This window comes from Myxococcus sp. AM009 (assembly GCF_013372605.1).
Lineage (GTDB): Bacteria > Myxococcota > Myxococcia > Myxococcales > Myxococcaceae > Myxococcus > Myxococcus vastator.
In genome coordinates this window covers 1-23,761 of sequence record NZ_JABXEP010000020.1, presented here as the reverse complement: position 1 = coordinate 23,761, position 23,761 = coordinate 1, and the positions used below count along the sequence as shown (strand labels likewise).

Sequence of the window (23,761 nt, the reverse complement as noted above, 5' to 3'; positions counted from 1 at the left end):
CAGGCATCCCCACGGTTCCTTCCTTCGAGGCCCTGTCCCATGACGATCTCCTCCCTGCCGCGTCCGTCCTCCAGCCCTTGCGCGAAGCGTCCTCCCGAGGCCGCGCAGGCCCCGCAGAATGTCGTGGTGAAGGTCGTCAACCCGGACGGCTCACCGGTGAAGACGGTGGACTCCGCGAAGCAGCCCCAGGAGTTCGCCGCGCTGCTGAAGAAGCTGGGCCTGACGAAGGAGTCCCTGCTGAAGGGAGAGGGCGCGAAGGGCCCGTGCCCGAAGCCCACCGAGTCGCAGCGCTTCCAGCAGAACTGGCGCAGTGACAGCTTCGAGCCGTCCAAGGCCCAGGCCCAGAAGCCTCAGCCCACTCCCGCCCAGGCGCAGCCCACGCCGCCTCCCGAGCAGGCGCAGGGCGTGAAGGGCCCGTCCTCCGGCAAGAGCGCGGATGGGGTGGCCCAGGACATCGCGAAGCAAGCCACGTCCTGGAAGTACGACTACTCGGGCGGCAAGACGTGGGATGCCGCCATGAAGAACGCCAGCACCTTCGACAAGACGCAGGCCGGCGTCTGCGTGGACATGGCCATCGAGGCAGAGCAGCGCTTCGAGCAGGCCGGCGTGGACGCGCGCGTCGTCTTCGGCAAGACGGACCGGGGCGACCACGCGTGGGTGGAGTTCAAGGACGACCAGGGCAAGTACCAGGCCTTCGACCCCACCGCGGCGGCCTGCACCAAGAAGGCCGACGACGCCATCACCCCGTATGACAGCGGCAAATACCAGTACCAGGGCGTCACCCAGACCCACCAGGCCGTGCCCTGAAGCCCCCCCCCGAGCTACTCCAGCTCGCGCTGAAGCTTCGCCAGCAGGTTGAGCGCCTCCAGGGGCGTCATCCGGTCGATGGTCGCCCCCTTCAGCGCCTCCAGCGCCTGCTGCTGCGCGGGCGTCACCCCCACAGGGCCCTGCGCCGTGGGCGCCGGCTCCGCGCCGAACAGGCCCAACTGCCCGGACGTGGCCCCACGGCGCCCACCCTGCGGCTGCCGCACGGCCACCCGGGGCCGGCCCGCGTCATCCAGCTCCCCGGACTCCAGGTTCTGGAGCAGCTCGCGCGCGCGGCCCACGACTTCGGGCGGCAGGCCCGCGAGCTTCGCCACTTCAATGCCGTAGGAGCGGCTGGCCCCACCCGGCACCAGCTTGCGCAGGAAGATGACCTTGCCGTTCTGCTCCTTCACGGCGATGCACAGGTTCTTCACCCGAGGCCGCTCGCGGGCCAGGTCCACCAGCTCGTGGTAGTGCGTGGCGAACAGCGCGCGCGCCCCCACCGTGTCGTGCAGGTGCTCCGCCACCGCCCAGGCGATGGAGAGCCCGTCGAAGGTGGACGTGCCGCGGCCAATCTCATCCAGGATGATGAGGCTCTTGCTCGTGGCGTGGTGGAGGATGTGACTGGTCTCCGTCATCTCCACCATGAAGGTGGACTGCCCGCGCGCCAGGTTGTCCGCCGCGCCCACGCGCGTGAAGATGCGGTCGCACAGGCCAATGCGCGCCGCCTTCGCCGGGACGAACGAGCCCGCCTGCGCCATCAGCGCCGTCAGCGCCACCTGCCGCATCACCGTGCTCTTGCCGGCCATGTTCGGACCGGTGATCACCATCAGCTGCGCGTCCTCCGCCGGGTCCAGGCGGACGTCATTGGGGACGAACGAATCCCCCGCCCCCAGCATGCGCTCCACCACCGGGTGCCGCCCCGCGGTGATGCTGAGCGCCACGGACGCGTCCACCTCTGGCCGCGTGTAGCCATACTCCGCCGCGCACCGCGCGAAGGACAGGAGCGCGTCCCCGGTGGCCACCGCCTCCGCGGCGGACCGGATGCGCGGCGCCGCTGACACCACCTGCGCGCGCAGCTCCTCGAAGAGCTGGAGCTCCAGCGCGCAGCGCCGCTCCTCGGCGGTGAGGACCTGCTCCTCGTACTCCTTCAGCTCCGGGGTGACGAAGCGCTCGGAGTTCACCGTGGTCTGCTTGCGGATGTAGTCCTTGGGCACCCGGTCGAGGTTCGACTTCGTCACCTCCAGGTAGTAGCCGAAGACCTTGTTGTAGCGGACCTTCAGCGAGGAGATGCCTGTGCGCTCCTTCTCCCGCTGTTCAATCTGGAGCAGCAGGTCCTTGCCGGACGTGGACAGCGCCACCAGCTTGTCCAGCTCCGCGTGGAAGCCGGCGCGAATCATGCCGCCGTCCTTCAGCGTCACCGGCGGCTCGTCCGCCACCGCGCGCGCCAGCAGCGCCGCCAGCTCCGGCAGCGCGGACAGGGGCCCCGTCAGCGACTTGAGCAGCGGGGACTCACACCGCCCCAGCACCGCCACCACCCGGGGAAGCTGCGCCAGCGACAAGCCCAGCGCGCGCAAGTCCCGGGCGTTGCCCGCGCCCAGCGACAGCCGGCCGCACAGCCGCTCCAGGTCCCCCACTTCCTTGAGGATGCCGGCCAGCTCCTCGCGCCACACGCTGCGCCCGGACAGCTCCTCCACCGCGTCCAGCCGCGCGTGGATCTCCGGCAGCGAGCCCAGCGGCGACGAAAGCCAGCGCGCCAGCTTGCGCGCGCCCAGGCTCGTCACCGTCTTGTCCAGCACCCCCAGCAGCGAGCCCTTGCGCCCGCCGTCCCGCAGCGAGCGCAGCACCTCCAGGTTGGCCCGCGAGGACTCATCCATCAGGAGGTTGCCGCCGCGCTCCTGCCGGCTCAGCCGGTCCACGTGCGCCGCCGCCGTCTTCTGCGTGTCCTTCAGGTAGCGCAGCGCCGCGCCCGCGGCCCCCGCGGCCAGGGGCGCGTCATCCAGTCCGAAAGCGGACAGCGACTGCACCGCGAAGTGACTCCGCAGGTAGCCCGCCGCCCGCGTGGGTTCGAACGACGCCGCCTCCCCCTCCGCCACCGCGGGCGGGCGCGCCAGCCGGGCGAGCAGCTGCGCCACCTCCGGCGCGTCCCGCTTCCCGTCCGGCACCAGCAGTTCGCGGGGCTCCACGCGCGACAGGGACTCCGCCAGCTCCGCGATGCCCGGGGCCTCCAGGGCCAGGAACTCGCCGGTGGACGCCTCCAGCAGCGCCGCGCCCCAGCCCTTGTCGCTCCAGGACACGGCGGCCAGGAAGTTGCTGGCCTGCGGCTCCAGCACCTCTTCGTCCAGCACCATGCCCGGCGTAATCACCCGCGTGACTTCCCGGCGGACGATGCCTGGCCCGTTGCCCGGCTCCTCCACCTGCTCGCAGATGGCGACCTTCAGGCCCTCCGACACGAGCCGGCCGATGTACCGCCGCGCGGCATGGTAGGGCACCCCGCACATGGGCACCTTGTCCGCGCCCTTGGCCCTCGCGGTGAGGGTGATCTGGAGGATCTCCGAGGCCTTCACCGCGTCCTCGAAGAACATCTCGTAGAAGTCACCCAACCGGAAGAACAGCAGCGAGTCCGGGTGGAGCGCCTTCACCTCCATGTACTGGCGCATCATGGGCGTCAGGGAGGCGATCTCCCGGGCGCCCGCCGCCTCGCTCACCGGCCCCACCTCGGGCGTCATGTCCCCGGGGAGCGCCACCGCTGCGGTCCCGCCTGCCTTCGCCTGCTGCGTCACGGCCATCCCTGCCCTTCTCTCATGGCCCCACCCCTGGATCAACGAACCGCCGCCCTACCCGCCGAGTTCCCTTACCACCCACCGCCGACATTCCATCCACCCCACCGCTGAAAACGGGTGCCATGCCCGGCGACGCGGTGCATCTTGCGCGCCGCATGGCGCAGACATCCCCTCCCTCCGAGGCCCGGCCCCGGCCTCCCGTGCCCGCGCTCTTCCGCGTGGCCCTGGCCCCCATCCAGGCCTTCTTCCGCCTGGAGGCGGCCAGCGGCATCCTGCTGGCGTCGTGCGCCGTGGCCGCCCTGGCGTGGGCCAACTCGCCGTGGGCCGCCACCTACTTCGCCGTGTTCGACGCCCGCATGACGGTGGGGGTGGCGGGCGGCCACGCGGGCTTCACCGTCCGCGAGTTCATCAACGACGGCTTGATGACGCTGTTCTTCTTCGTCATCGGCCTGGAGATCAAGCGCGAGCTGAGCTCCGGCGAGCTGCGCACCTTCTCCCGCGCGGTGCTGCCGCTCATCGCCGCGCTGGGCGGAATGATTGTCCCCGCCGCGCTCTACGCCGCCTTCAACCACGGGACGCCCGCGCAGGCGGGCTGGGCCATCCCCATGGCCACCGACATCGCCTTCGCCATTGGCTGCCTCACGTTGGTCAGGGCGCGGGTGAGCCACGGGCTGGTCGTGTTCCTCACGGCGCTGGCCATCTTTGACGACATCGGCGGCATCCTCGTCATCGCCCTGTTCTACGGCACGGGGCTTCACGCGAGCTGGCTCGTGGGGGCGCTGGGCGTGCTCGTCGTGCTGGCGTGCCTCAACCACTTCCAGGTGCGCAACGGCGTGGCCTACGCGCTGGCGGGCGCGGCGCTCTGGTACACGATGCACCACGGCGGCATCCACGCCACGCTGGCGGGCGTGGTGCTGGGCCTGTTCATGCCCGCGCGGCCCCTGCGTCCGGGCCGCCAGGTGCTGGAGGAGCTGCGCTTCTACGTGGACCGGGCGCTCCAGACGGCCATGGACGAGGCGGCCCGGGGCGCGCAGATTCTCTACATCGAGGAGCGCCTGGAGGAGCTGGAGCCGCCGCTCAACCGCTTCGTCCACCTGTGGCACGTGCCCGTGGCGTACGGCATCGTCCCTCTCTTCGCCCTGGCCAACTCGGGCATCTCCCTGGAGGGCATGGGCTGGGCGGACCTGCTCCGGCCGCTGCCGCTGGGCATCATCGTCGGCCTCTTCGTGGGCAAGCAGGTGGGCATCTTCCTGTTCACCTGGGGCTCGGTGAAGCTGGGCGTGGCGGACCGGCCCGGCGGCGCGACGCTGCCGCAGCTCCACGGCGTGGCGGTGGTGGCGGGCATTGGCTTCACGGTGGCCCTGTTCGTGGCGGGGTTGACCTTCCCCACCCAGCCGGCGCTGCTCACGGAGGCCAAGCTGGGCATCCTGGTGGGCTCGCTGCTCTCCGCGGTGGTGGGCTACGCGCTCTTGCGCTTCGTGGCGAAGCCGGCCGTCCCGGCGTAACGTAGAGGACAGGAACGCCCCGTGATTCTCCAAGACCTCAACCGCGTGCGGCAAATCACCGTCATCGCGGCGCGCCACGGCTTTGGCGAGCTGGCGGAGCGCGCGGGGCTGTGGCGCATCGTCGGCCGCAAGGAGAAGGTGGAAGTCTCTCCGGAGGCCCAGCGCGCCTCCACCGCGCGGCGCTTCCGCATGCTGCTCAACGATTTGGGCCCCACCTTCGTCAAGCTGGGCCAGGTGCTGTCCACCCGCGCCGACCTGCTGCCCGCCGAGTACATCGACGAGCTGGCCATGCTCCAGGACCACGTGGAGCCCATCACCCTGGAGGAGGTCCGCGCGCAGATTGAAGGTTCGCTCGGCGCCACCGTGGAGAGCCTCTTCGCCACCATCGACCCGGCGCCGCTGGCCGCCGCGTCCATCGCCCAGGTGCACCGCGCGGTGACGCTGGAGGGTGAAGAGGTGGTGGTGAAGGTGCAGCGGCCGGGCATCGCCGAGCGCATCGACTCCGACCTGGGCGTGCTGCGCAGCCTGGCGCGCCTGTTGGAGGCCGTGGTGGAGGAGACGGGCGTGTACACGCCCACCGGCATCGTGGACGAGTTCGACCGGGCCATCCACGAGGAGCTGGACTTCATCAACGAGGCCACCAACATCCGGGCCTTCCTGGAGAACCACCGCGAGCGGCCCTACCTCAAGATTCCGCGCGTCTACGCCGGCCTGTCCAGCCGCACGGTGCTGACGCTGGAGTTCATCCGCGGCGTGAAGCTCAACCCCGCGGAGCTGAGCGAGCCCGAGCGCAAGGCGATTGCCCAGAACATCCTGGACGCCTCCTTCCGGCAGCTCTTCGAGGACGGCCTGTTCCACGGAGACCCGCACCCGGGCAACCTCCTGCTGATGGAGGACCACCGCCTGGCGCTGCTGGACTTCGGCGTGGTGGGCCGGCTGTCGCGCCCCATGCAGGAGACGCTGGTCATGCTGTGCCTGGCGGTGGCGCTCAAGGACAGCGAGTCCGTGGCGCGCATCCTCTACCGCGTGGGCGTGCCGGACGCGCGCGCCAATCTGGTGGGCTTCCGCAACGACATCGAGGCGCTGCTCGGCCAGCACCTGGCCACCACGCTGGGGCAGGTGGACACGCGCTCACTGCTGCGGGACCTGCTGGACCTGGCGGTGAAGTACCGCATCCGCATCCCCAAGGAGTACGCGCTGCTCAGCCGGGCCTCCGTGTCCACGGAGGGCATGCTGCGCAGCCTGTACCCGGAGATGAACATCATCGAGGTGGCGCTGCCGTACGCCAAGGAGCTGCTCGCCGGGCGGTACGATCCGATGCAGCTCCAGGGCGGGCTGATGCGCACGCTGCTGCGCTTCCAGTCCATGGCGCAGGATCTGCCCACGCAGCTGTCGCAGATCCTGCTGGACATGGAGTCCGGCAAGTTCACCGTCACGGTGCGCGCGGACCAGTTCGACAAGCTGAATGAGAACCTGCGCAGCGCGGCGGTGATTGCCTTCATGGGCCTGTGCGCGTGCGGGTTCATCGTGGGCGCGTTCATCTCCTTCGCGCCCAAGCCGTGGATGTACGGCAACGTGCCGGTGCTCGGCGTGGTGGGCATCGCGGTGGCGGCGGCCTTCTTCGGCGCGGCCATCACCTGGTACATCTTCGGTGGCCGAGGCCTGGGCAAGGTGCGCCTGAGCCGCTTCCTGAAGAAGCCCAGGCGCAAGTAGCCGCTGCCTCTCCCCTCCTTCAGGGGATGAGGTCGGCCATGGCATGACAGCCCAAGTGTGTCAGTCAGGCAGCACTTGTACTCCAGGCTGATACAGCCGCAGCGGGAGGCTCGTCATTGTCCATCCCAGACGACGGGGAGCCATGCCGAAGAAGAACACCCCAAGGAGAGACGGCACCGCCAGAGGCACGCCGGGACGGGCAGGCCCCGGTCGAGGCACTCCCTTCGCATTGGAGAGTGAGTCATGCAGACTGACTACTTCGTCATCGAGTCAGCGCCCAACAACAACCACCCGCTCCTTCAATGGGATGAAGTCGTGTGGGGATTTGGGAGACCGGAGCCCGTTGCCGTCTCGCATCCAGTGCGGTTGCGGCTGGGCTCTCCAGTACCGCGGAAGTCCGTCATGGTGGACCACCACAGCCTGCCGCAGCCGGTGTTCTCTGCTCGAATCGTTGAGGTGCTGGAGCCAGCACCTACGTGTTCCACCGCTCACTGGTGGAGCGACTGCTCGCGTTGATGCCCCCCTCGGAGGGCATTCGGTTCGTCCGCGTGGACAAGTGGAACGACTCCGCGGGTTTCCAGGTGGAGGCCGCGCCGTAGCGTTAGACGGGCCGGCGCCACAGGTCCGCGAGGTCCGCCGGGAGCTGCGAGGCCACGGCCGCCACCTCGTCTTCTGGAATCCTGTCCCGGATGGCGGTGAACACCGCCGTCAGGACGCGCTGCGCCTGGTCCACGGGGATGCGCAGGTGGTCCGCCACGTCGGTGATGAACTCCGCGCGGCCCATGCGCTTCGCGTGGGACGGGCCCCGGTGGATGTCGCACGTCCCCAGGATGGCGCCGATGCCGCCCTTCCCCAGCGACCAGAGCAGCTTGAGGTCCTCTCCGTCGGACAGGCGCCGGGCCAGCGTGCAGAACACCGCCTCCGCGCCCTTCCGGGCGTCCACGCCATTCACCTGGAACTCGCGGCTGTTGCCGAGCTCGTCCAGAAAGCCCTGGAGGTCCTGCGGCTCGTCGCGCTCCTTGACCGGCGTGGCGTTGATGGGGGTTTCGGTGTGCTCCGCCATGGGGCTGCCTCCTTGCGTGCCAGCGCGTCCGTGCCGCGCGCCCATCATGGTGAGCATGGCGCGCGTTTGCTTCAGCCGGGCAACGCCGTGCGCCTCGGCCCGTCGGCTTCCAGGCGAGAGCCCGGCAGGGAGCCGCCCCTCCCCGTTCCGGCGAGAGAACCCGAGCGCACACGCGAACCTCTGCACAACGACGACTCGCCGATGTCCGCCACGTCCCGCGCCTCATAAGTCCCCGCCATGCCCGGCGCCATGGCGAAGGCCGCGCGCACCCGCGCGTCCTTGTACGACGCACGCGCCATCTTCATGTCGATGCGGCTGTAATCCACCTCGCGAAGCGCATCGCACCCGGGATGCCCACGTGTCTTCGGCGAACTACATGGGACAGCACCACCAGGGGCCAGCGCGGCTGCGCATCCGAGACAGGCGCGTCCTTCGCGGCGACGAAGGGCGCCGTCGTGTTCGCCTCCATGGAGGTACCTTGAGGGGCCGGGCACCAGACCACCGTCTTCAAGGCGCGGTTGCGCGCCTCGTCCTGGAAGGTCAATGCCGAGAAGCCCACTGCGTGGGGCGCCGCGTCAACCGAGGATGGACTGCCCGGCGCGGGGGCCTCCATTGGGAGCCCCGCCCCGGCCCCTGCCTCCAAGCCCTCGCTACCGACGCCCCCTTGGCCAGCGCTGACTCAAGCCTTGTTGCCCGGCGGCGCGCTTGCCCATGCCCGAGACGAGGGTCCACCTCTTTGCTCGCGTAGCCGCGCAAGGCCGTCAGTCACGCTCAGCAGGAGGCCCGGGCCCGGATTCGCGACGCTGGAGACGCCTGGGTTCATGCATCAACAGTGTATCATGAAGCTTATTCGCAGGAGCGGCGGCACGCCCCCACGCACTTCGCCTTGTTCCTGGCGCCCTTGCAGTTGCCGTTACACGCGCGCTTGCACTGGGTGACCGCCGCGGACGCCCCACTCTCCTCGACGTCGCCCCCTTCATCGCTTTCAGCTTCTTCAATCGGCTTCAGGTCGGCGCACAGCGCCCAATCCACGTCCTTGTCGTCGAACTGGATGTGCGCGAGCTTGCCGTACACCTCATCGACCGTGCCCTTGGTGAGCGTGATGGCGGTGCTCCAGCGGGCCCGGACGCGGTCGCCCACAGCGGCGTCGCAGGTGTCCTCCTTGGGGGGATGCGACACGGCGCCCTGGGGTTCGATCTCCTTGAGCAGCGCCCAGCCGACGTTGGTGTCGGCGAAGCGCAGCCTGGCCAGCTTGCCGTACACCTCGAGCACCGTGGCCTTCTGCTTCTTGCGCTTGCCGAGCGGCGCCTTCACTTTCGCACCCTCTGAGAATTTCTCGCCCGCGAGGTCCTCAGCCGTGAGTTCGGGTTGGCTCTTCGAACACGAGAGGAGAGACAACAGACACAACGCCACCACGGGTCTGATGAGATTCATGACGACGAACCCTACGTCAGCTTTTCAACGTATCGCCACGCATAACTGAAACGCGGCCGTGTTGCGTGAGGCGGGTCAAGAAGGACCGAGACGCAAGGATTCCGCGGCCGTGTGGGGGCCCGGCAGGATGCTCTCCCAAGGAAGCGCGATTGACGCACGCCACTCTAAATTCGAGCAATTCGGGCCGAACCCGTGAGAGACTTTCCTGACAGACGCAATCCCTCTCTCCGGGAGAAAACATCGTGCTTCGTTCCGCTGCTCCGAGGTCATCCCTCTTATTGCCGCTGGCCACCGTGCTGGTGGCGCTCGGTGCCCTGCTCGCCGCGCCGCCCGCCTGGGCGGACAAGCCGGCCAAGCCCACGAGCAAGCCCGTTGACCGGCACTACATCCGGAAGGTCCTCCCCTCCAAGTTCCCCGCCAAGGACAAGAACACCGTCATCGAGTCACGCGTCGATGTCAGCCGGGATGTGAAGGAGATCAACGAGGGCAAGGCCAAGCAGGGCAACGCGTCCGGGACGGTGACGTGGACCCTCAACAAGCGGACCTATGGCGCCCATTCGAACGGCACGCTGTTCCCCATCCGGGGCGCCGGGTTCCATGAACTGAACCGCGGCGCCTACAAAGCGCTGGAGGTCTACAACAAGTTCAAGGACACGCCGCGCGCCAAGGAAATCATGGACAAAATCGGCATCCCGCCAGCAGATAGGAAGGCAGCGCTCAAGGCGCACAAGGCAGGCTGAGAGGGAGAACCATGCATCCCGAACGACTCATTCTTGGATTTCTCATGCGCGGCGAAGCGGGCGAGGAGCGCCTCTTCGAGAGCATCGCCCGCGCCCTCGGGGTGCCTCACGAGGAGGTGGCCCGCTTCGACGTGGACGGTTCCTCGGATGCGGCCGTGCTCGTCGAGCGCGCGCTCCGGCCCGCAGGCTTCCGCACCGATGTGTCCCTCTATATCGATGTCTCCCGCGCCAGCGGCGCCCGTGGGCTCACCTCCGTGGAGGTGGCCACGCGCGTCTCAGCGCTGCTCGGGGAAGAGGCCCTCGTCTCGCCTCCCGCGGACGACCCCGCTATCGCCAGCACCTGGTTTCTCGTCACCCCCGACGGCAAGCGCTTCCGGGCCAGTGAGGCCTCGCTGGACGAGGACTCCGTCGACATCGACCGCTCCACGCTCCGCCCTGAATAGCGCGGGCGCCGCGCGAGGTGCGGCCGGAGCCCCACTCCAGCCGCTCCGCTCGCGGTGCTCGACGCCAGCGCATCCGCGACGTTATCGCTGAGCGTCCAACGTCCGTTGGAAGAACGCCACCGCCTCCGCGCTCGTGCGCGCCTGTGAGGCCGCCCGCGTGCCGGGCGTGGCATCCCGGCACAGCATGGCCGCGGCCTTGAAGCCCAGCTCCGTGCACTCGGGCAGGAAGGTGAAGTGGGCCGCGTCGTCCAGCGTCACCGTCGTCGCGTCTGGCAGCAGCTTCGCCAACTGCAGGCCGTGCTGGGCGTGGGGCATGAGCTCGTCCCCCTTGGCGAGCACCAGCGTCACCGGCACGTCGATGTCCGCCACGTCCCGCGCCTCGTAGGTCCCCGCCAGGCCCGGCGCCATGGCGAAGGCGGCGCGCACCCGCGAGTCCTTGTACGACGCACGCGCCACCGCCAGGTCGATGCGGCTGTAGTCGACGTCTCGAAGCTCGTCGCATCCCGGGTGCTCGCGCGCCCCAGGTGCCGTGCAGCGGTTCGCGAGCGGCGCCAGGTTGAGCCGCGCGCCCACCAACGCCAGCGCCGTGTAGCCGCCCATGGAGTGCCCGGCGGCACCGATGCGCGCAGCGTCCACACGTGGCCCCCAGGCGGTGTCCCTCAAGAGCCCATTCAGGAGCGCCGTGAAGTCCTGGGGCCGCTCCCAGCCGCGCACATAGCCCTCCGGACTCGTGTCTCCGTAGGTGTTGCCAGGGTGGTCCACCGACACGACGATGAAGCCGTGCGCGGCCAGGTACGCGCCGAACCACGACATGTTGATGGCCGCGCCACCGTTGCCGTGGGACAGCACCACCAGCGGCCAGCGCTCCCGGGCATCCGAGAGCGGTGCGTCCTTCGCGGCGACGAAGGGCACGAAGATGGGAGACGCCGTGTGCTCCACCATGCGGGAGCCCAGCGGCGCCGGATACCAGACCACCGTCTTCAACGAGCGCTGGCGGGCCGCGTCCTCGAACGTCAGCGACGTGAACCCCACGGCATAGGCCGAGGCCGCGCCCGACGGAGCCAAAGCGGAAGACACCTCCGGAGCAGCTGGGAAGGAGGCACAGCCTCCCATCAGGAGCGCCACCCCGAGGCCCCCTGCGCCCAGACGGTTGACGAAAGAGGCGCAGCGACCGCGAAACGAACGATGGACCATGGCCCTCAACCAACGCTTCAACAAAGGACCCATTGCGGCTTCACGCCACAAAGAAAAGGCCACCGCGGCGTCACGAAGACGCGCGCGATGGCCTTCACTTCGAGGACGACGCGACGTGCCGCCTACCCGTGCGCCGCCGGGCGGGGCTCCTCACCATGCCCCGGGTGCTGTGGTGGCTCGTGGCGCTCATCGTCCTTCTTGCCAAACCGCTCGCCCAGCCGCGTCTTGATGCGGTCCGCCACCACGTAGAAGGCGGGCACCACCAGCAGGCTGAGCACCGTGGACACGGACAGCCCACCCAGCACGGCGATGGACATGGGCGCGCGCGTCTCCGAGCCCGCCCCCAGCGCCAGCGCCGCCGGCACCGCCGCCATCATCGTCGCGGTGGACGTCATGAGGATGGGCCGTAGCCGCACCGGCCCCGCACGCAGCATGGCCTGCATCGCGTCCGCGCCCCGCTCCCGCTCTTGCAGCGCGTAGTCCACCAGGATGATGGAGTTCTTCTTCACGATGCCCATGAGCAGCAGCAGGCCAATCATGCTGAAGATGTTCAACGTGGTGCCCGTGGCGAACAGGGCGAAGGCCGCGCCCGCCACCGACAGCGGCAGAATCGTGAGCACCGTCACCGGGTGCAGGAACGAATTGAACTGCGCCCCCAGCACCATGTAGGCCACGCCAATCCCGAGGAAGAGCGCGAAGAACAGGCTGCTCATCGAATCGCGGAAGGCCACGCTGGCGCCACCGGCCACCACACGCACGCCGCCGGGCAGCTCCTTCGCCAGCCGCTCCACCGTCGCCAGCGCCTCCTCCTGGTTCGAGCCAGGCGCCACGTTCGCGTAGATGCTGATGGCGCGCTCGCGATCCCTCCGGGTGATGGCCTGCAGCGCGGGCCGCTCCTCCTGCGTCACCAGCAACGACAGCGGCACCAGCGCGCCGCTGGCCGTCCGGACCTTCAACGTGGACAGGTCCTCCGGCCTGGCGCGCTGGTCCTTCATCAGCCGCATGCGCACGTCGATGCGCCGGCCTCCGGTGCTGTACTTGCCCACGCGCACGCCGCCCACCAGCGCGTTGATGGTGGTGGCCACCGACTGGATGGGCACCCCCAGGTCCGCCGCGCGGCCCCGGTCCGGGGTGATGCGCAGCTCCGGCATGCCCAACTGGTAGTCCGTGTCCACGTCCACCACCTTGCCGCTGGCCTGGAGCAGCTCCCGCATCTGCTGGCTGCCCTCCACCAGCTGCTCCCAGTCCGAGCCGCGCACGCTGAACTCCACCGGGAAGCCGCGCTGCGCGGTGAAGCCGCTCTGGGATTGGTCCTGCACCACCGCGCGCAGGCCCGGGTAGCTGTTGAACTCCTTGCGGAGGATCTGCTGGAACTCCGACTGCGGCATGCGCTCGTCGGGCGGCTTCAAGCTGACGAACATGATGCCGGTGTTGACCGCGCCGCTGCCGAAGCCGCCGACGACGGAGAACACGCGCGTCACCTCGGGCCGGTTGCTGGCGAACTCCTCCGCCCGAAGGAACAGCCGGTTCGTCTCCTCGATGTCGCTGCCCACCGCCGTCTGCATGCGCACCAGCAGGCGGCTCTGGTCCTGCGATGGCACGAACTCACCAGGCAGCGCGCGGAAGACGAAGGCGCTGACGCCCAGCAGCAGCACCGCCGCGCCCAGCACCCACCAGGGGCGCTTCAGCCCCCACCCCAGGGCGCGCGCGTAGACGCGCTCCAGCTTCTCGAAGCCCCGGTCCACCCACACGCCCACCGCGCTGCGGCCCTCACGCGACGTCTTGAGCAGCTGCGCGCAGCGCGCGGGCGCCAGGGTGATGGCCTCCACGTAGGACAGCAGCACCGCCACGCACAGCGTCACGCCGAACTGGAGGAAGTACTTGCCGATGACGCCGCTCATGAAGACGACGGGCAGGAAGATGGCGATCACCGCCAGCGTCGCCGCCAGCGCGGCGAAGGTGATCTCCGCCGTGCCCTCGCGCGCGGCGCGCACCCGGTCCTTCCCTTCTTCGGAGTGCCGGTAGATGTTCTCCAGCACCATGATGGCGTCGTCCACGACGATGCCCACCGCCAGCGCCAGGCCCAGCAGCGTGAAGGTGTTGAGCGTGAAGCCCAGGAAGTAGATGACCGCCACCGTCCCCAGCAGCGACATGGGGATGGCCAGCACCACGTTCATCGTGCTGGACAGCGAGCCCAGGAACACCCAGCACACGAACGCGGTGAGCAGGCACGCGAGCATCAGCTCGAACTCGATCTCGTGGACGCTCTCCTCGATGAACTGCGTCGAGTCGAAGTTGACGCCCAGCTGCATCCCCTCCGGCAGGTCCTTCTGCATCTTGGCCAGCTCGGCCCGGATGCCCTGCGCCACCGCCACGGCGTTGGCGCCGCGCTGCTTCTTGATGCCCACGCCCTGCGCCGGCTCGCCGTTGATGCGCGCCATGCGGCGCACGTCCTCGAAGCCGTCCTCCACCAGCGCCACGTCATTCAGGTAGACGGGGAAGCCGTCCTGCTCCCGGACGATGATGCGCCGCAAGGTCTCCAGGTCCAGCGCCTCGCCCATGACGCGGACGTTGACCTCGCGGCCCTGCGTCTCGATGCGGCCGGCGGGCAGCTCCACGTGCTCCCGCTGGAGCGCGGCCGTCACGTCCATGACGGTCAGCCCCAGCGCGTCCAGCTTCTCCGCGTCCACCCAGATGCGGACGTTGCGCTCCAGCATGCCGCCGAGCTGCACCTCGCCCACGCCCGGAATCGTCTGGAGCTTCTCCTTCACGCGGAAGCGGGCGTAGTCACTCACCACCTGCTGGCTGAAGGGCCCGGACACGCCGACCCAGAGGATGGGTTGGTCCTCCGGGTTGGACTTGGAGATGATGGGCGGATCAATGTCCAGCGGCAGCCGGCGCTGCACCTGGCTCACCTTCGTCTGGACGTCCTGGAGCGCCAGGTCCACGTTGCGCGACAGGTCCAGCTCGACGGTGACCCTGCCGCCGCCCTGGCGCGCGGAGGAGCTGATGGCCGTGACGCCCTCCACCTGCGTCACCGCCTCCTCGATGAACTCGAGGACGTCGCTCTCCACCGCCTCCGGGTTGGCGCCTTCCCAGGTGACGGAGATGTTGATGGTGGGGAAGTCGACGTCCGGGAACTGGCTGATGCCGATACGCTGCGCGGCCACCAGTCCGAAGACGATGGTGGCCGCCATGATCATCCACGCCAGGACGGGCTTCTTGATGCACGCCTCGGTGATGTTCATGGCCGGGTGCCTCCACCGCCGCTGGCGGCCTCGGGCCGCAGGGCGGGCTCACCGGTGACCTTGGGCCTGGGCGCTTCCGCCACGCGGACGGCGGCCCCGTCGCGCAGGGCCTCGCCGCCGCGAATCACCAGCTGCTCACCGGGCTTCACGCCGTCGCGGACCTCCACGCGGCCATCTGAGGTGCGCATGCCCAGCTCCAGCACGCGCTCGCGGGCCTTGTTGCCCTCCACCACGTAGGCCAGGAAGCCGCGCTCACTGGCGCGCACCGCCGTCTGCGGAATCACCGGGCTGCCGCCGCGCATGTCCACCGGCACCACCACCGTGGCGAAGGCGCCCGGCCGCAGCCGCTCGGCGGCCTCGCCGGAGATCTCCGCCGTCACCGGCACCATGCGGCTGGCGTCGTCCGCGGCGGCGGCCACGTGTGTGATCTTCGCCGTGAAGGCCCCACCCCCCGCGGAGCTGACGGAGAAGCGCGCCGTCATGCCGGGCTGGATGCGGGACACGTCCGCCGCCGGGACGGTGAAGCGCAGCAGCAACGGCTCGCGCCGCAGCAGCGTGGCCAGCACGACGCCGGGCTGCACGTACTGGCCCGTCTGCACCGTGCGCGTCTGGAGCACGCCGTCCATGGGCGCGCGCACGTAGGCGTCCCGCTGGTTGAGCTGCGCCTGGTCCACCAGCGCCTTCGCCGCCGCCACGTCCGCCGCCGCCGTGCGCGCGCGGGCCTCGAAGGTCTCCAGCTGCTCGGCCGGGAGCAGACCGGGGCTGGCCTCGTTCACCGCGGTGCGGCGCTTCGCACCGGCCTCCGCCTCCTCCAGCGTGGCGCGGGCCCGCGCCAGCGAAGCCTCCGCGGAGCGCACGGCGATGGCGTAGCGGGCGGGCTCTATCTCCGCGAGCACCTCGCCCTTCTTCACCGACTGCCCTTCCGCGAAGCGCACCCGCTCCACGGCGCCCGGCACGCGGGCGGTGATCTGCACCCGCTCGAAGGCCTCCACGGAGCCCACCGCGTCCACCACGTACTCCACGTCCCGCGACTCCACCGGAGCCACCTCGACGGGGAACTGGATGGCGGCGCGGCCACCACCCGCCGGCGTGGCTCCGCCCTTGGCGCGCTGCGCGTCCTTCTCGCAGCCAGCCCCCAGGGACAGCACGGCCACGGCCAGACCCAACGTTCCTGCGCGTCGCATTGCCTTCACGGTTCCTTCCCCAATGGGTCGAGTCCAACGGCCGCCCGAAGCCCCAGCAGCGCCACGCCCAGCGCGAAGCGGCTCTGGGCATACGCCACCTCCGCCTCGAACTGCCGCAGCGAGGCGTCCGCCACCGTCAGCGCGGTCGACAGGCCCTGACGGTAGAGAATCCCCTGCTCCTCCGCGTTCTGCCGCGCCGTGCGGACCGCCAGGTCGCTCTGCGCCAGGGCGGCCTGCGCGTTCTCCAGTGCCACCCTCGCCTGCTCGATGTCCACGTCCACCCGGCGCGTGGTGGCCTGGACCTGGAGCTCCGCCGCCCTCGCCAGGGCCACGCGCTCCCGGCGCTCGGCGTAGCGTTCGCCGCCATCGAAGAAGTTCCAGATGAGGTTGACGCCCAGGAACCCGTCACCCGTGCGGCCCGCGAGGCCGGCCTCGTTCGTGAGGCGGTACGTGGCGGACGCGCCCAGCGTCGGAAGCAGCCGGGCGAGCGGTTCCTTGGCGCCCTCCTCCAGCGCGTCCACCCGCAGGCGCGCGGCCAGGATGTCCGGCCGGCGGTCCAGGGCCCCATCCGCCAGCGAGGCGTGCGCCTGAAGCGGCCGGCTGGCGTCCGACAGCAGCGCATCCGGCGAGGCCAGCGCGCCCTTCACCGAGGACACCAGCAGGAAGCCCAGCTCCAGGCGCGCGGTCTGCGCGGCGTTGCGCGCGTTGGCCATCTGCACCTCGGCGCTGGCCGCCTCCAGCTCCGCGCGCGTCGCATCGTTGCTGCTGGCCAGCCCCGCCTTGGCGCGGGCCGCCGCGTCCTGGAGCGACTGGCGGGCGAACGCGAGGCGCTGCTCGGCCGCGCGGTACACCTGCTCCTGGGCCAGGGTGGCGAGGAAGGCGTTGGCGGCCTCGAAGCCAATCTGCCGTCGCGCCTCCACGGCCTCCCATTCCGCCGCGTCGCCTTCCCGCCGCGCCGCGCGGTACAGGAAGATGCCGCGCGCGTCGAACAGCGGCATGGAGGCGACGAAGTTGGCGTTGAAGGCGTTGCTGCGCTGGATGACCACCGTCTGGCCACCCACTTCGCGCGTCACTTCATTCAGACGCCGGGTGTAGGTGCCCGTTCCCGTCAGCTCTGGAAAGAAGAAGGCCCGTGCCCGAGCCAGCCGGGCCTGTGCGGCCTCGGCCTGCTGCTCGGCGGCCAGGGCCACCTCGTTGCGCTTCGCGGCAAGCTGCACCGCCTGTTCCAGCGTCAGCGGACCGCCTGCCGTGGACTGGGCCTCCGCGGGCGGGGGCTGGGACGGAGGACTTGCTGGGGCATCCTCCGCGACGTCGGAGGCCGAGGGCTGCTGTCCCAACGCACTGGACGCGGTCAGGGCGAGCCAGGCGCAGAGGGGCACGGTGATGGCGTGACGAGGTCTATGCATGAACGGGCGGGGAAGGCTCGAGCCTCGGGGGGCGGTGCGACGCGCCATATAAACGGAGGTGTAGAGAACGGGCTATGACGATTCGGCGGCTGGACGGTGGCCCGCGCGACGGTCTATGGGTTGCGTCGGGTTCTCCTGGGTTCCGTAGCTCACTGTTGAAAGATTGCGGGCGCCGCCAAGCGCCCGGGAATGCTCAGCCGATGCGTTTATTCCTGATGGGTTGCGTTCTTGCGGTGCTGTTCTCCGTTTCCGGCTGCCGGAAGCAGGAAGACCCACCCAGTGCCGGGGCCGTCCGCGTGCTCGTCTCGTATGCGACGTTTCGCCCGGGCTGTCTCACGCTGACCGTCACGGATGTGGACGAACCCAGTCGCACGGAGACCGCCGACGTCCGGATGGAGCCCTCGGCCCGCAGCGACGTGCGGACGGTGGCCATCCTGGGCCGGGAGGGCTGGAGCCGGAACCTGCGGCTCACCGCGACCGCGCATGAGCGCTCCTGCAACGGGCCCGTGGTGGCGCTGCACGAGGTCACCACGCAGGTGCCCACGGTGGGCACCGCGTCCGTGGAGCTGGACCTGCGCGCCCTGGACCTGGATGACGACGGCTATGTCTCCAGCGAAGGGACCTTCCCTGGCTCGGATTGCGATGACGACGACCCGGCCATCCACCCCGGCGCGACGGAGCTGTGCGACGGCGTGGACAACAACTGCGTCAATGGCGAGGCGGATGCCCCCGGCGGCGCGACCTACTACCGCGACGCGGACGGTGATGGTTTCGGCGACCCGTCCGCCCTGCCCAACCTCTCCTGCACGCCTCCCGCGGGCTATGTCCTGGAGGCCGGTGACTGCAACGACCAGGACCCCGACATCCACCCCCGCCAGGCGGAGCTCGTCTGCGACGGCAAGGACGACGACTGCGATGGGACCATCGACAACGACCCGTTCGACGTGAGCGCGCCGTGCGAGACCGAGCAGCGCTGCGCCGGGTTCAAGCAGTGCGCGAGCACCGCGCTGACGGCCTGCGTCAGCAGCGAGACGCCGCGGGAGTGGTTCCAGGACGAGGACGGTGACGGTGAGGCGGGGACCTCCTTGGGGCTCTGGTGCGTCAGCCCGTCACAGGGTGCGGTGGAGGAGGACACGGACTGCGATGAGAGCTCGCGCTTCGCGTCGAACGCGGCCACCGAGGTGTGCGACCGGCTGGACAATGATTGTGACGGACAGGTGGACGAAGACCTGGCGGGCTGCGACACCGTGGCCTGGACGACGGCGAACGCGACGCCCGCTTCGATCATCTGGGACACGGTGGCGGCGTACGCCGGCAACAAGGGCTGGCTGGCGGGACGCGACGGCCGGGTCGCCCACGTTGACGGCGAGACGATCACCCTCGTGGCGGACTGCCCGGGTGAGTGGAACACCTCCTGGGTGACGAGCGCCGGGCGCGTCTTCCTGGGCTCCGGCGCGGGCACGTTCACCACCCGGCGCCCCACCGACACCGGCCCCTGCGTCGACGTGGCGGGCCCGGTGAGCATCAGCATCAACGGGATGGTGGGCTTTGAAGACGGCAACCGCGTGGCGCTCTTCGCGGTGGACAGCCAGGGCCGCGTCCTCCGGTGGAACTACGAAGAGGGCGCGCCCACGCAGGCCGCGCCCGAGCAGCTCGTCGAGCTCGGCGGCAACCTCCGGTCCATTGACGGGACCAGCCCCCTGACGCTCTTCGCCGCGGGCGCCGAGGACCAGGGCGGCACCAGCCACCCCGTGGTCTGGCGCGGGCCCTCGGAGGACGGCGGCGCGTGGCAGAAGGAGCCCCTGGGCAACGTCGGAGTGCCTGGGTTCCTCCGCGCCATCCGGGTGCTGTCACCCAGCCATGTCTACGCCGGGGGTGACGGCGGCCTCTTCCTGGAGCGCGCGGGCACGACGTGGAGCGTGAAGCCCGCCGTCACCCTGCCCTCCGGGAACGCCGCGGACATCCGCGGACTGGTGGCCTTCAGCAGCAAGGCCGTCTACGCCGTGAGCTCCGGAACGAACCACATCCACTTCTTTGACGGCACGGCCTGGAGCCACGCCACGAACCCGTCTCCGTCCAGCCAGATGAACGCGCTGAGCGGAACCGGCCCGGCGGACGTCTGGGCCGCGGGCCAAAGCGGCGCGCTCGTGCGCTGGCGGCCCTGAGGCGGCGGGCGAACGGACACCATGGACCTGCGCGCGGACGGCCTCACGGTGCGGTACGGAGCGAGGCAGGTCCTGTCCGGTGTGAGCTGCGCGTTGCCGCCCGGGACGCAGGCGCTGGTGCTGGGGCGCTCGGGCGCGGGGAAGACGACGCTGGTGAAGGCCCTGGCCGGGCTGGTGCGGCCCACGGAGGGTTGCGTGCTGTGGGATGGGCGGGATGCGGCGCGGCTGACGGCCGCCGAGCGGCGCGAGCAGCAGGCGTCGTTCGGCATGGTGTTCCAGACGGATGCCCTGTTCGACTCGATGACAGTGCTGCAGAACGTGATGGCGCCCCTCACCCGCCGCCACGTCCCGGAGGCCGAGGCCCAGGCCCGCGCCCGTGACGTCCTGCGCGCGGTGGGGCTGGCGGACGCGGCGGACACGCTGCCGGAGCGCCTGTCTGGCGGCATGAAGAAGCGCGCGGGCATCGCGCGGGCCCTGGCGGCGCGTCCGTCGGTGGTGCTGGCGGATGATCCCTTCGCGGGGTTGGATCCGGGCACGGCCCGGCAGGTGGCCCGGGTGCTCCTGGACGTGTCCCGGGGCGGCACGCTGCTGGTCGTGTCGACGGAGGCGCCAATGGACCTGCCCCTGCCTCGCTGGCTGTACCTGCGAGGGGGGCGACTGGTTCATGACGGGCCGCCCGCGCCCGAATTGGAGGATGCACCGGACGAGGTGCCCGCGTGACGGTGCTGACGAAGCTCGGACGAACGGCGCTGGACGTGCTCCGAGGAACCGGCGCGCTCGGACTGGTCGTGGGCCGCACGGTGCTGGCGCTGCCGAAGCTGGAGCGCCGCGAGCTGGGCCGCGCCCTGGTGCAGTTCGGCTACGGCTCCCTGCCGCTCGCCCTGGCCACGGCGGCGCTGGCCGGCATCATCGTGGTGCTGCAGTCGGGCATCTACGTCCAGCGCTTCGGCGCGCGGGCCGTCCTCGGCTGGGCGGCGGGCTACGGCGTGCTGTGGGAGTTCGGCCCGCTGCTGCTGGGCCTCATCATGTCGGCGCGGCTGGGCGCGCGAAACGCGGCGGAGCTGGCGCTGATGCAGGTGGGCGGACAGATTGAAGGCCTGCGCGGCATCGGCCTGGACCCCTTCGCCATCCTCGTCGCGCCTCGCGTGGTGGCCATGGAGGTCAGCATGCTGGCGCTCAGCAGCGTCACCTTCGCGGTGGCCATCCTCTTCGAGTCCGTGGCCGCCCTGCTCGCCCTGGGCCTCCCGGTGCGCGTCTTCTTCGGCACCTTCTCTCAGTTGCTGGGGCCGTTCGATCTCCTGGGCGGCGTGGTGAAGACGGGCATCTTCGGGCTGGCCATCGCCCTGCTGTCCACCACCGTGGGCCTGTCCGCCCGTGGCGGCGCCCACGCCGTGGGCCAGGCGGCGGCCAGCGCGGTGGTGCGCGGCTGCGCGGCCATCTTCATCCTCGACTTCGTCCTCACGTCCGTGCTCGCGGGGTGGATGGGATGAGCAGCGTGCTGACGTTCTTCGGAGCGCCCGTGGTGATGCTGGCGCGCACGGTGCGGGCCTCCACCCGGGACGGCGTGCCCTGGCGTGAGTCCCTGGCGCAGCTCCACGAGCTGGGCGGGCGCAGCGTGTGGCTGGTGATGTCCGGCATGGCCTTCTTCGGCGCGGTGCTCGTCACCATCGCCAACAGCCAGGCGCGGCGCTTCGTGGGCAACGTGGCGGTGCTAGGGCCCGCGTACTTCGAGCTGCTCATCCGCGAGCTGGGCCCGGCGGTGTCCGCGCTGCTCACGGCCTCACGCGCGGGCGCGGCGCACGCGGCCGAGCTGTCCACCATGAGCGTCAACGAGCAGGTGGAGGCCCTGGAGATGTCCGCGGGCGACCCCTACGCGGACCTCGTCGCGCCTCGGGTGATTGCGGGCGTGGTGGGCGTGCCCCTGCTGTGTACCCTGGGCACCATCGCGGCCACGCTGTCCGCGTCGGCGGTGGCGCAGCTCGCCTTCGGCGTGGACGGGCGGGCGTTCATGGATCCGCGCTACGTGGATGGCTGGGATTTGCTGGCCGCGTTCCTGAAGGCCGCGGGCTGCGGGCTCTACATTCCGCTGGCGGCGGCGGTGGCGGGCCTCAAGGCGCGCGGCGGCGCCGAGGCCGTGGGCGAGGCCACCACCGACGGCGTGGTGGCTGCGAGCCTGGGGTGCCTGCTCATCGACCTCGCCGTGTCGCTGGCCTTCCAGCTCTTGCGCCTGTGAGTGAGCCTCGCGCATGACTTCACTTCCCGACAGCGAGGCCCTGCGATTCCGAGACGTGCACGTCGCGTTCGACGAGGGACGCCGGCCGGTGCTCGCGGGGCTCACGGCGGAGGTGTCCACGAAGGAGCTGACGTTCATCGCGGGCGCCAGTGGCACCGGGAAGAGCGTGCTGTGCCGGCTGGCGGTGGGGCTGCTGCGCCCGGACGCGGGTGAAGTGACGCTGTGGGGAGAGCGCGTGGACTCGCGGCCCGAGCGAGAGCTGGTGCCGCTGCGGCGCAAGGCCCCCTATCTGGTGCAGGGCCCGGCGCTGCTGGACTGGCGCACGCTCCGGCAGAACGTCTGGCTGGCGGACCCGGCGGCGGCCGTGGATGACGTGGACGCCGCGCTGGCCCAGGTGGGGCTGCTGGACTGGGCGGACCGGCTGCCTCCGGAGCTGGGGCCCGGGGCGAAGAAGCGGACGGCCATCGCCCGGGCGTTGGTGCTCAAGCCGCGCTATCTCCTCTTCGACGAGCCGACGACGGGGCTGGACCGGAAGGCGGCGGGCCAGGTGGAGGAGGTGCTCGCGTCGCTGAAGGCGCGGGGCCTGGGGGGGATGGTGGTGTCCCACGACTACCGGCAGTTGAAGGCGCTGGCGGACCGGGTGCTGGTGGTGGCGGACAAGCAATGTGCTTACCTGGGCACGCCGAAGGGCTTCCTGGAGTCCTCCGCGCCCGAGCTGCGGGTGTTGACGGCGCCATTCATGGAGGGCGCGACGGATGGATGAGCGACGGCTGGAGTTGAAGGTGGGCGCCCTGGTGCTGTCCACCATCATGGGCGTGCTGGTGTTGCTGTGGCTGATGGGCGAGTTGAAGCTGGGCTCGGAGACGGGGCTGGCGGTGGACTTCGGCCACACGGGGAACGTGGTGGAGGGCGCCCCCGTGAAGCTGGGCGGCGTGCAGGTGGGGCGCGTGCAGGACATCCAGCTCCAGCCCGAGCGGCGGGACGCGCAGGGCCGCCCGTTGCCCGTGCGGATGGAGCTGGCGGTGGCGCCGGAGGCCGTGGGCGCGCTGCGCCAGGACGCGCGCGTGACGGTGGCCACGGTGGGCATCCTGGGAGAGCCCTACCTGGAGCTGAACCCGGGTTCGGCGCAGGAGCGGCTGCCCGCGGGCACCGTCGTCCGGGGAACGGACGCGCCCCGGCTGGACGTCCTGGCCGAGCAGCTCACCCGCTTCGTGGACCTGCTTTCACAGATGCTGGAGGAGGACCCGGAGGCCATCCGGGGCCTCGCGGCCAACGTGTCCCGGCTGGCGCGGACGCTGGACCAGCTGCTGACGGAGAACCGGGGCGACGTGAAGGTGCTGGCGTCCGAGCTGGCGGCGGCCTCGAAGGATTTGCGGCAGCTCGCGGGCCTGGCGCGCGAGGCCTTCCAGCCCGGGGGCAAGGGGGCGCGGCTGCTGGACGACGCGGCGGCGGTGGCCTCCGTGGCGCGCCGGGATTTGCCGGGCCTGACGAAGTCCGCTGGGACGACGCTGGACGCGCTGGCGGCCGTGACGGGTCCGCTGGGGCCCGAGGACGGCGCTCGGGTGAAGCTCGCGCTGGAGCGCCTGACCTCGGCTTCGGGCCAGTTGGAGAGCATCGCGGCCCGCGCGGACCGGGTGCTGGCGAAGCTGGAGGCCGGCGAGGGCACTGCGGGCGCGGTGCTCCAGGACGGCACGCTCTACGACGAGCTGCGCTCTCTGGTGACGGACCTCCGTAAGCACCCGTGGAAGGTGCTCTGGAAGGACTGAGAGTGTTCAGGGCCCGCCCTCCCCCCATTCTGGGAGCGCACAAGACCACTGCTGGTGGTACAAGCCCAGGCCGTGAAAGC

21 protein-coding genes are annotated in these 23,761 nt (G+C 70.5%); 12 read left to right on the top strand and 9 right to left on the bottom strand.

The window, feature by feature from the left end:
• Window positions 1-39: 39 nt before the first annotated feature.
• Complete coding sequence (locus HV824_RS07445; RefSeq protein WP_176417023.1) at window positions 40-807, top strand: transglutaminase-like domain-containing protein; 768 nt, start codon at window positions 40-42, stop codon at window positions 805-807.
• A gap of 14 nt (window positions 808-821) precedes the next feature.
• Here the strand turns inward: HV824_RS07445 and mutS are convergent, their stop codons facing one another.
• Entirely contained in the window at window positions 822-3,593 is a 2,772-nt protein-coding gene (mutS, locus tag HV824_RS07440; RefSeq protein ID WP_176422971.1) for a DNA mismatch repair protein MutS, read from the bottom strand.
• 149 nt (window positions 3,594-3,742) lie between these two features.
• On the opposite strand from mutS, the gene nhaA reads away from it, so the two are divergent.
• From nhaA to HV824_RS37250, 3 genes are all read left to right on the top strand, one after another.
• The gene (gene nhaA, locus HV824_RS07435; RefSeq protein WP_176422970.1) at window positions 3,743-5,092 is read left to right on the top strand and encodes a Na+/H+ antiporter NhaA; all 1,350 of its coding nucleotides are present in this window, start codon (window positions 3,743-3,745) and stop codon (window positions 5,090-5,092) included.
• Between the two features lie 21 nt (window positions 5,093-5,113).
• The gene (locus HV824_RS07430; protein WP_176422969.1) at window positions 5,114-6,805 is read left to right on the top strand and encodes an AarF/ABC1/UbiB kinase family protein; all 1,692 of its coding nucleotides are present in this window, start codon (window positions 5,114-5,116) and stop codon (window positions 6,803-6,805) included.
• 476 nt (window positions 6,806-7,281) lie between these two features.
• A complete protein-coding gene (locus tag HV824_RS37250; protein ID WP_255207832.1) occupies window positions 7,282-7,404 on the top strand; it encodes a hypothetical protein in 123 nt (40 codons plus the stop codon).
• Window positions 7,405-7,406: 2 nt separating this feature from the next.
• Here HV824_RS37250 and HV824_RS07420 read toward each other — a convergent pair whose 3' ends face one another.
• From HV824_RS07420 to HV824_RS07405, 4 genes are all read right to left on the bottom strand, one after another.
• On the bottom strand, window positions 7,407-7,868 hold the full coding sequence (locus HV824_RS07420; RefSeq protein WP_176417026.1) for a DUF2267 domain-containing protein: 462 nt from the start codon (window positions 7,866-7,868) through the stop codon (window positions 7,407-7,409).
• A 71-nt stretch (window positions 7,869-7,939) separates the two neighbouring features.
• Window positions 7,940-8,173, bottom strand: a complete 234-nt coding sequence (locus tag HV824_RS07415) for a hypothetical protein (RefSeq protein ID WP_176417027.1) — start codon at window positions 8,171-8,173, stop codon at window positions 7,940-7,942.
• On the bottom strand, window positions 8,170-8,427 hold the full coding sequence (locus tag HV824_RS07410) for a hypothetical protein (protein WP_176422968.1): 258 nt from the start codon (window positions 8,425-8,427) through the stop codon (window positions 8,170-8,172). The genes HV824_RS07415 and HV824_RS07410 overlap by 4 nt, the downstream gene beginning before the upstream one ends.
• A gap of 287 nt (window positions 8,428-8,714) precedes the next feature.
• Window positions 8,715-9,182 (bottom strand): hypothetical protein, encoded by a 468-nt coding sequence (locus tag HV824_RS07405; RefSeq protein WP_176417029.1) that lies wholly within the window; start codon window positions 9,180-9,182, stop codon window positions 8,715-8,717.
• A 362-nt stretch (window positions 9,183-9,544) separates the two neighbouring features.
• Here HV824_RS07405 and HV824_RS07400 point away from each other — a divergent pair, with 362 nt between their 5' ends.
• Together HV824_RS07400 and HV824_RS07395 are read left to right on the top strand one after the other, a co-directional pair.
• Complete coding sequence (locus tag HV824_RS07400) at window positions 9,545-10,042, top strand: hypothetical protein (protein ID WP_176412521.1); 498 nt, start codon at window positions 9,545-9,547, stop codon at window positions 10,040-10,042.
• 44 nt (window positions 10,043-10,086) lie between these two features.
• Complete coding sequence (locus HV824_RS07395) at window positions 10,087-10,485, top strand: hypothetical protein (protein ID WP_255207831.1); 399 nt, start codon at window positions 10,087-10,089, stop codon at window positions 10,483-10,485.
• An 81-nt stretch (window positions 10,486-10,566) separates the two neighbouring features.
• Here HV824_RS07395 and HV824_RS07390 read toward each other — a convergent pair whose 3' ends face one another.
• The 4 genes from HV824_RS07390 to HV824_RS07375 all read right to left on the bottom strand — a co-directional run bounded on the left by HV824_RS07390 (window position 10,567) and on the right by HV824_RS07375 (window position 17,517).
• Entirely contained in the window at window positions 10,567-11,550 is a 984-nt protein-coding gene (locus tag HV824_RS07390; RefSeq protein ID WP_255207830.1) for an alpha/beta fold hydrolase, read from the bottom strand.
• Window positions 11,551-11,801: 251 nt separating this feature from the next.
• On the bottom strand, window positions 11,802-14,927 hold the full coding sequence (locus HV824_RS07385) for an efflux RND transporter permease subunit (RefSeq protein WP_176422966.1): 3,126 nt from the start codon (window positions 14,925-14,927) through the stop codon (window positions 11,802-11,804).
• Entirely contained in the window at window positions 14,924-16,111 is a 1,188-nt protein-coding gene (locus tag HV824_RS07380; protein ID WP_176417032.1) for an efflux RND transporter periplasmic adaptor subunit, read from the bottom strand. The genes HV824_RS07385 and HV824_RS07380 overlap by 4 nt, the downstream gene beginning before the upstream one ends.
• A 5-nt stretch (window positions 16,112-16,116) precedes the next feature.
• The gene (locus tag HV824_RS07375; RefSeq protein WP_176417033.1) at window positions 16,117-17,517 is read right to left on the bottom strand and encodes a TolC family protein; all 1,401 of its coding nucleotides are present in this window, start codon (window positions 17,515-17,517) and stop codon (window positions 16,117-16,119) included.
• 296 nt (window positions 17,518-17,813) lie between these two features.
• On the opposite strand from HV824_RS07375, the gene HV824_RS07370 reads away from it, so the two are divergent.
• From HV824_RS07370 to HV824_RS07345, 6 genes are read left to right on the top strand one after another with little or no spacing between them, the layout of a single operon-like run.
• Complete coding sequence (locus tag HV824_RS07370; protein WP_368738033.1) at window positions 17,814-19,682, top strand: MopE-related protein; 1,869 nt, start codon at window positions 17,814-17,816, stop codon at window positions 19,680-19,682.
• 21 nt (window positions 19,683-19,703) lie between these two features.
• Complete coding sequence (locus tag HV824_RS07365) at window positions 19,704-20,402, top strand: ABC transporter ATP-binding protein (protein WP_176417035.1); 699 nt, start codon at window positions 19,704-19,706, stop codon at window positions 20,400-20,402.
• The gene (locus tag HV824_RS07360; RefSeq protein ID WP_176422964.1) at window positions 20,399-21,172 is read left to right on the top strand and encodes an ABC transporter permease; all 774 of its coding nucleotides are present in this window, start codon (window positions 20,399-20,401) and stop codon (window positions 21,170-21,172) included. The genes HV824_RS07365 and HV824_RS07360 overlap by 4 nt, the downstream gene beginning before the upstream one ends.
• Entirely contained in the window at window positions 21,169-21,915 is a 747-nt protein-coding gene (locus tag HV824_RS07355) for an ABC transporter permease (protein ID WP_176417037.1), read from the top strand. The genes HV824_RS07360 and HV824_RS07355 overlap by 4 nt, the downstream gene beginning before the upstream one ends.
• Window positions 21,916-21,928: 13 nt before the next feature.
• The gene (locus HV824_RS07350; protein ID WP_176417038.1) at window positions 21,929-22,678 is read left to right on the top strand and encodes an ABC transporter ATP-binding protein; all 750 of its coding nucleotides are present in this window, start codon (window positions 21,929-21,931) and stop codon (window positions 22,676-22,678) included.
• Window positions 22,671-23,681: an MlaD family protein gene (locus HV824_RS07345; protein ID WP_176417039.1), complete on the top strand. Its 1,011-nt coding sequence runs from the start codon at window positions 22,671-22,673 to the stop codon at window positions 23,679-23,681. The genes HV824_RS07350 and HV824_RS07345 overlap by 8 nt, the downstream gene beginning before the upstream one ends.
• Window positions 23,682-23,761: the final 80 nt, after the last annotated feature.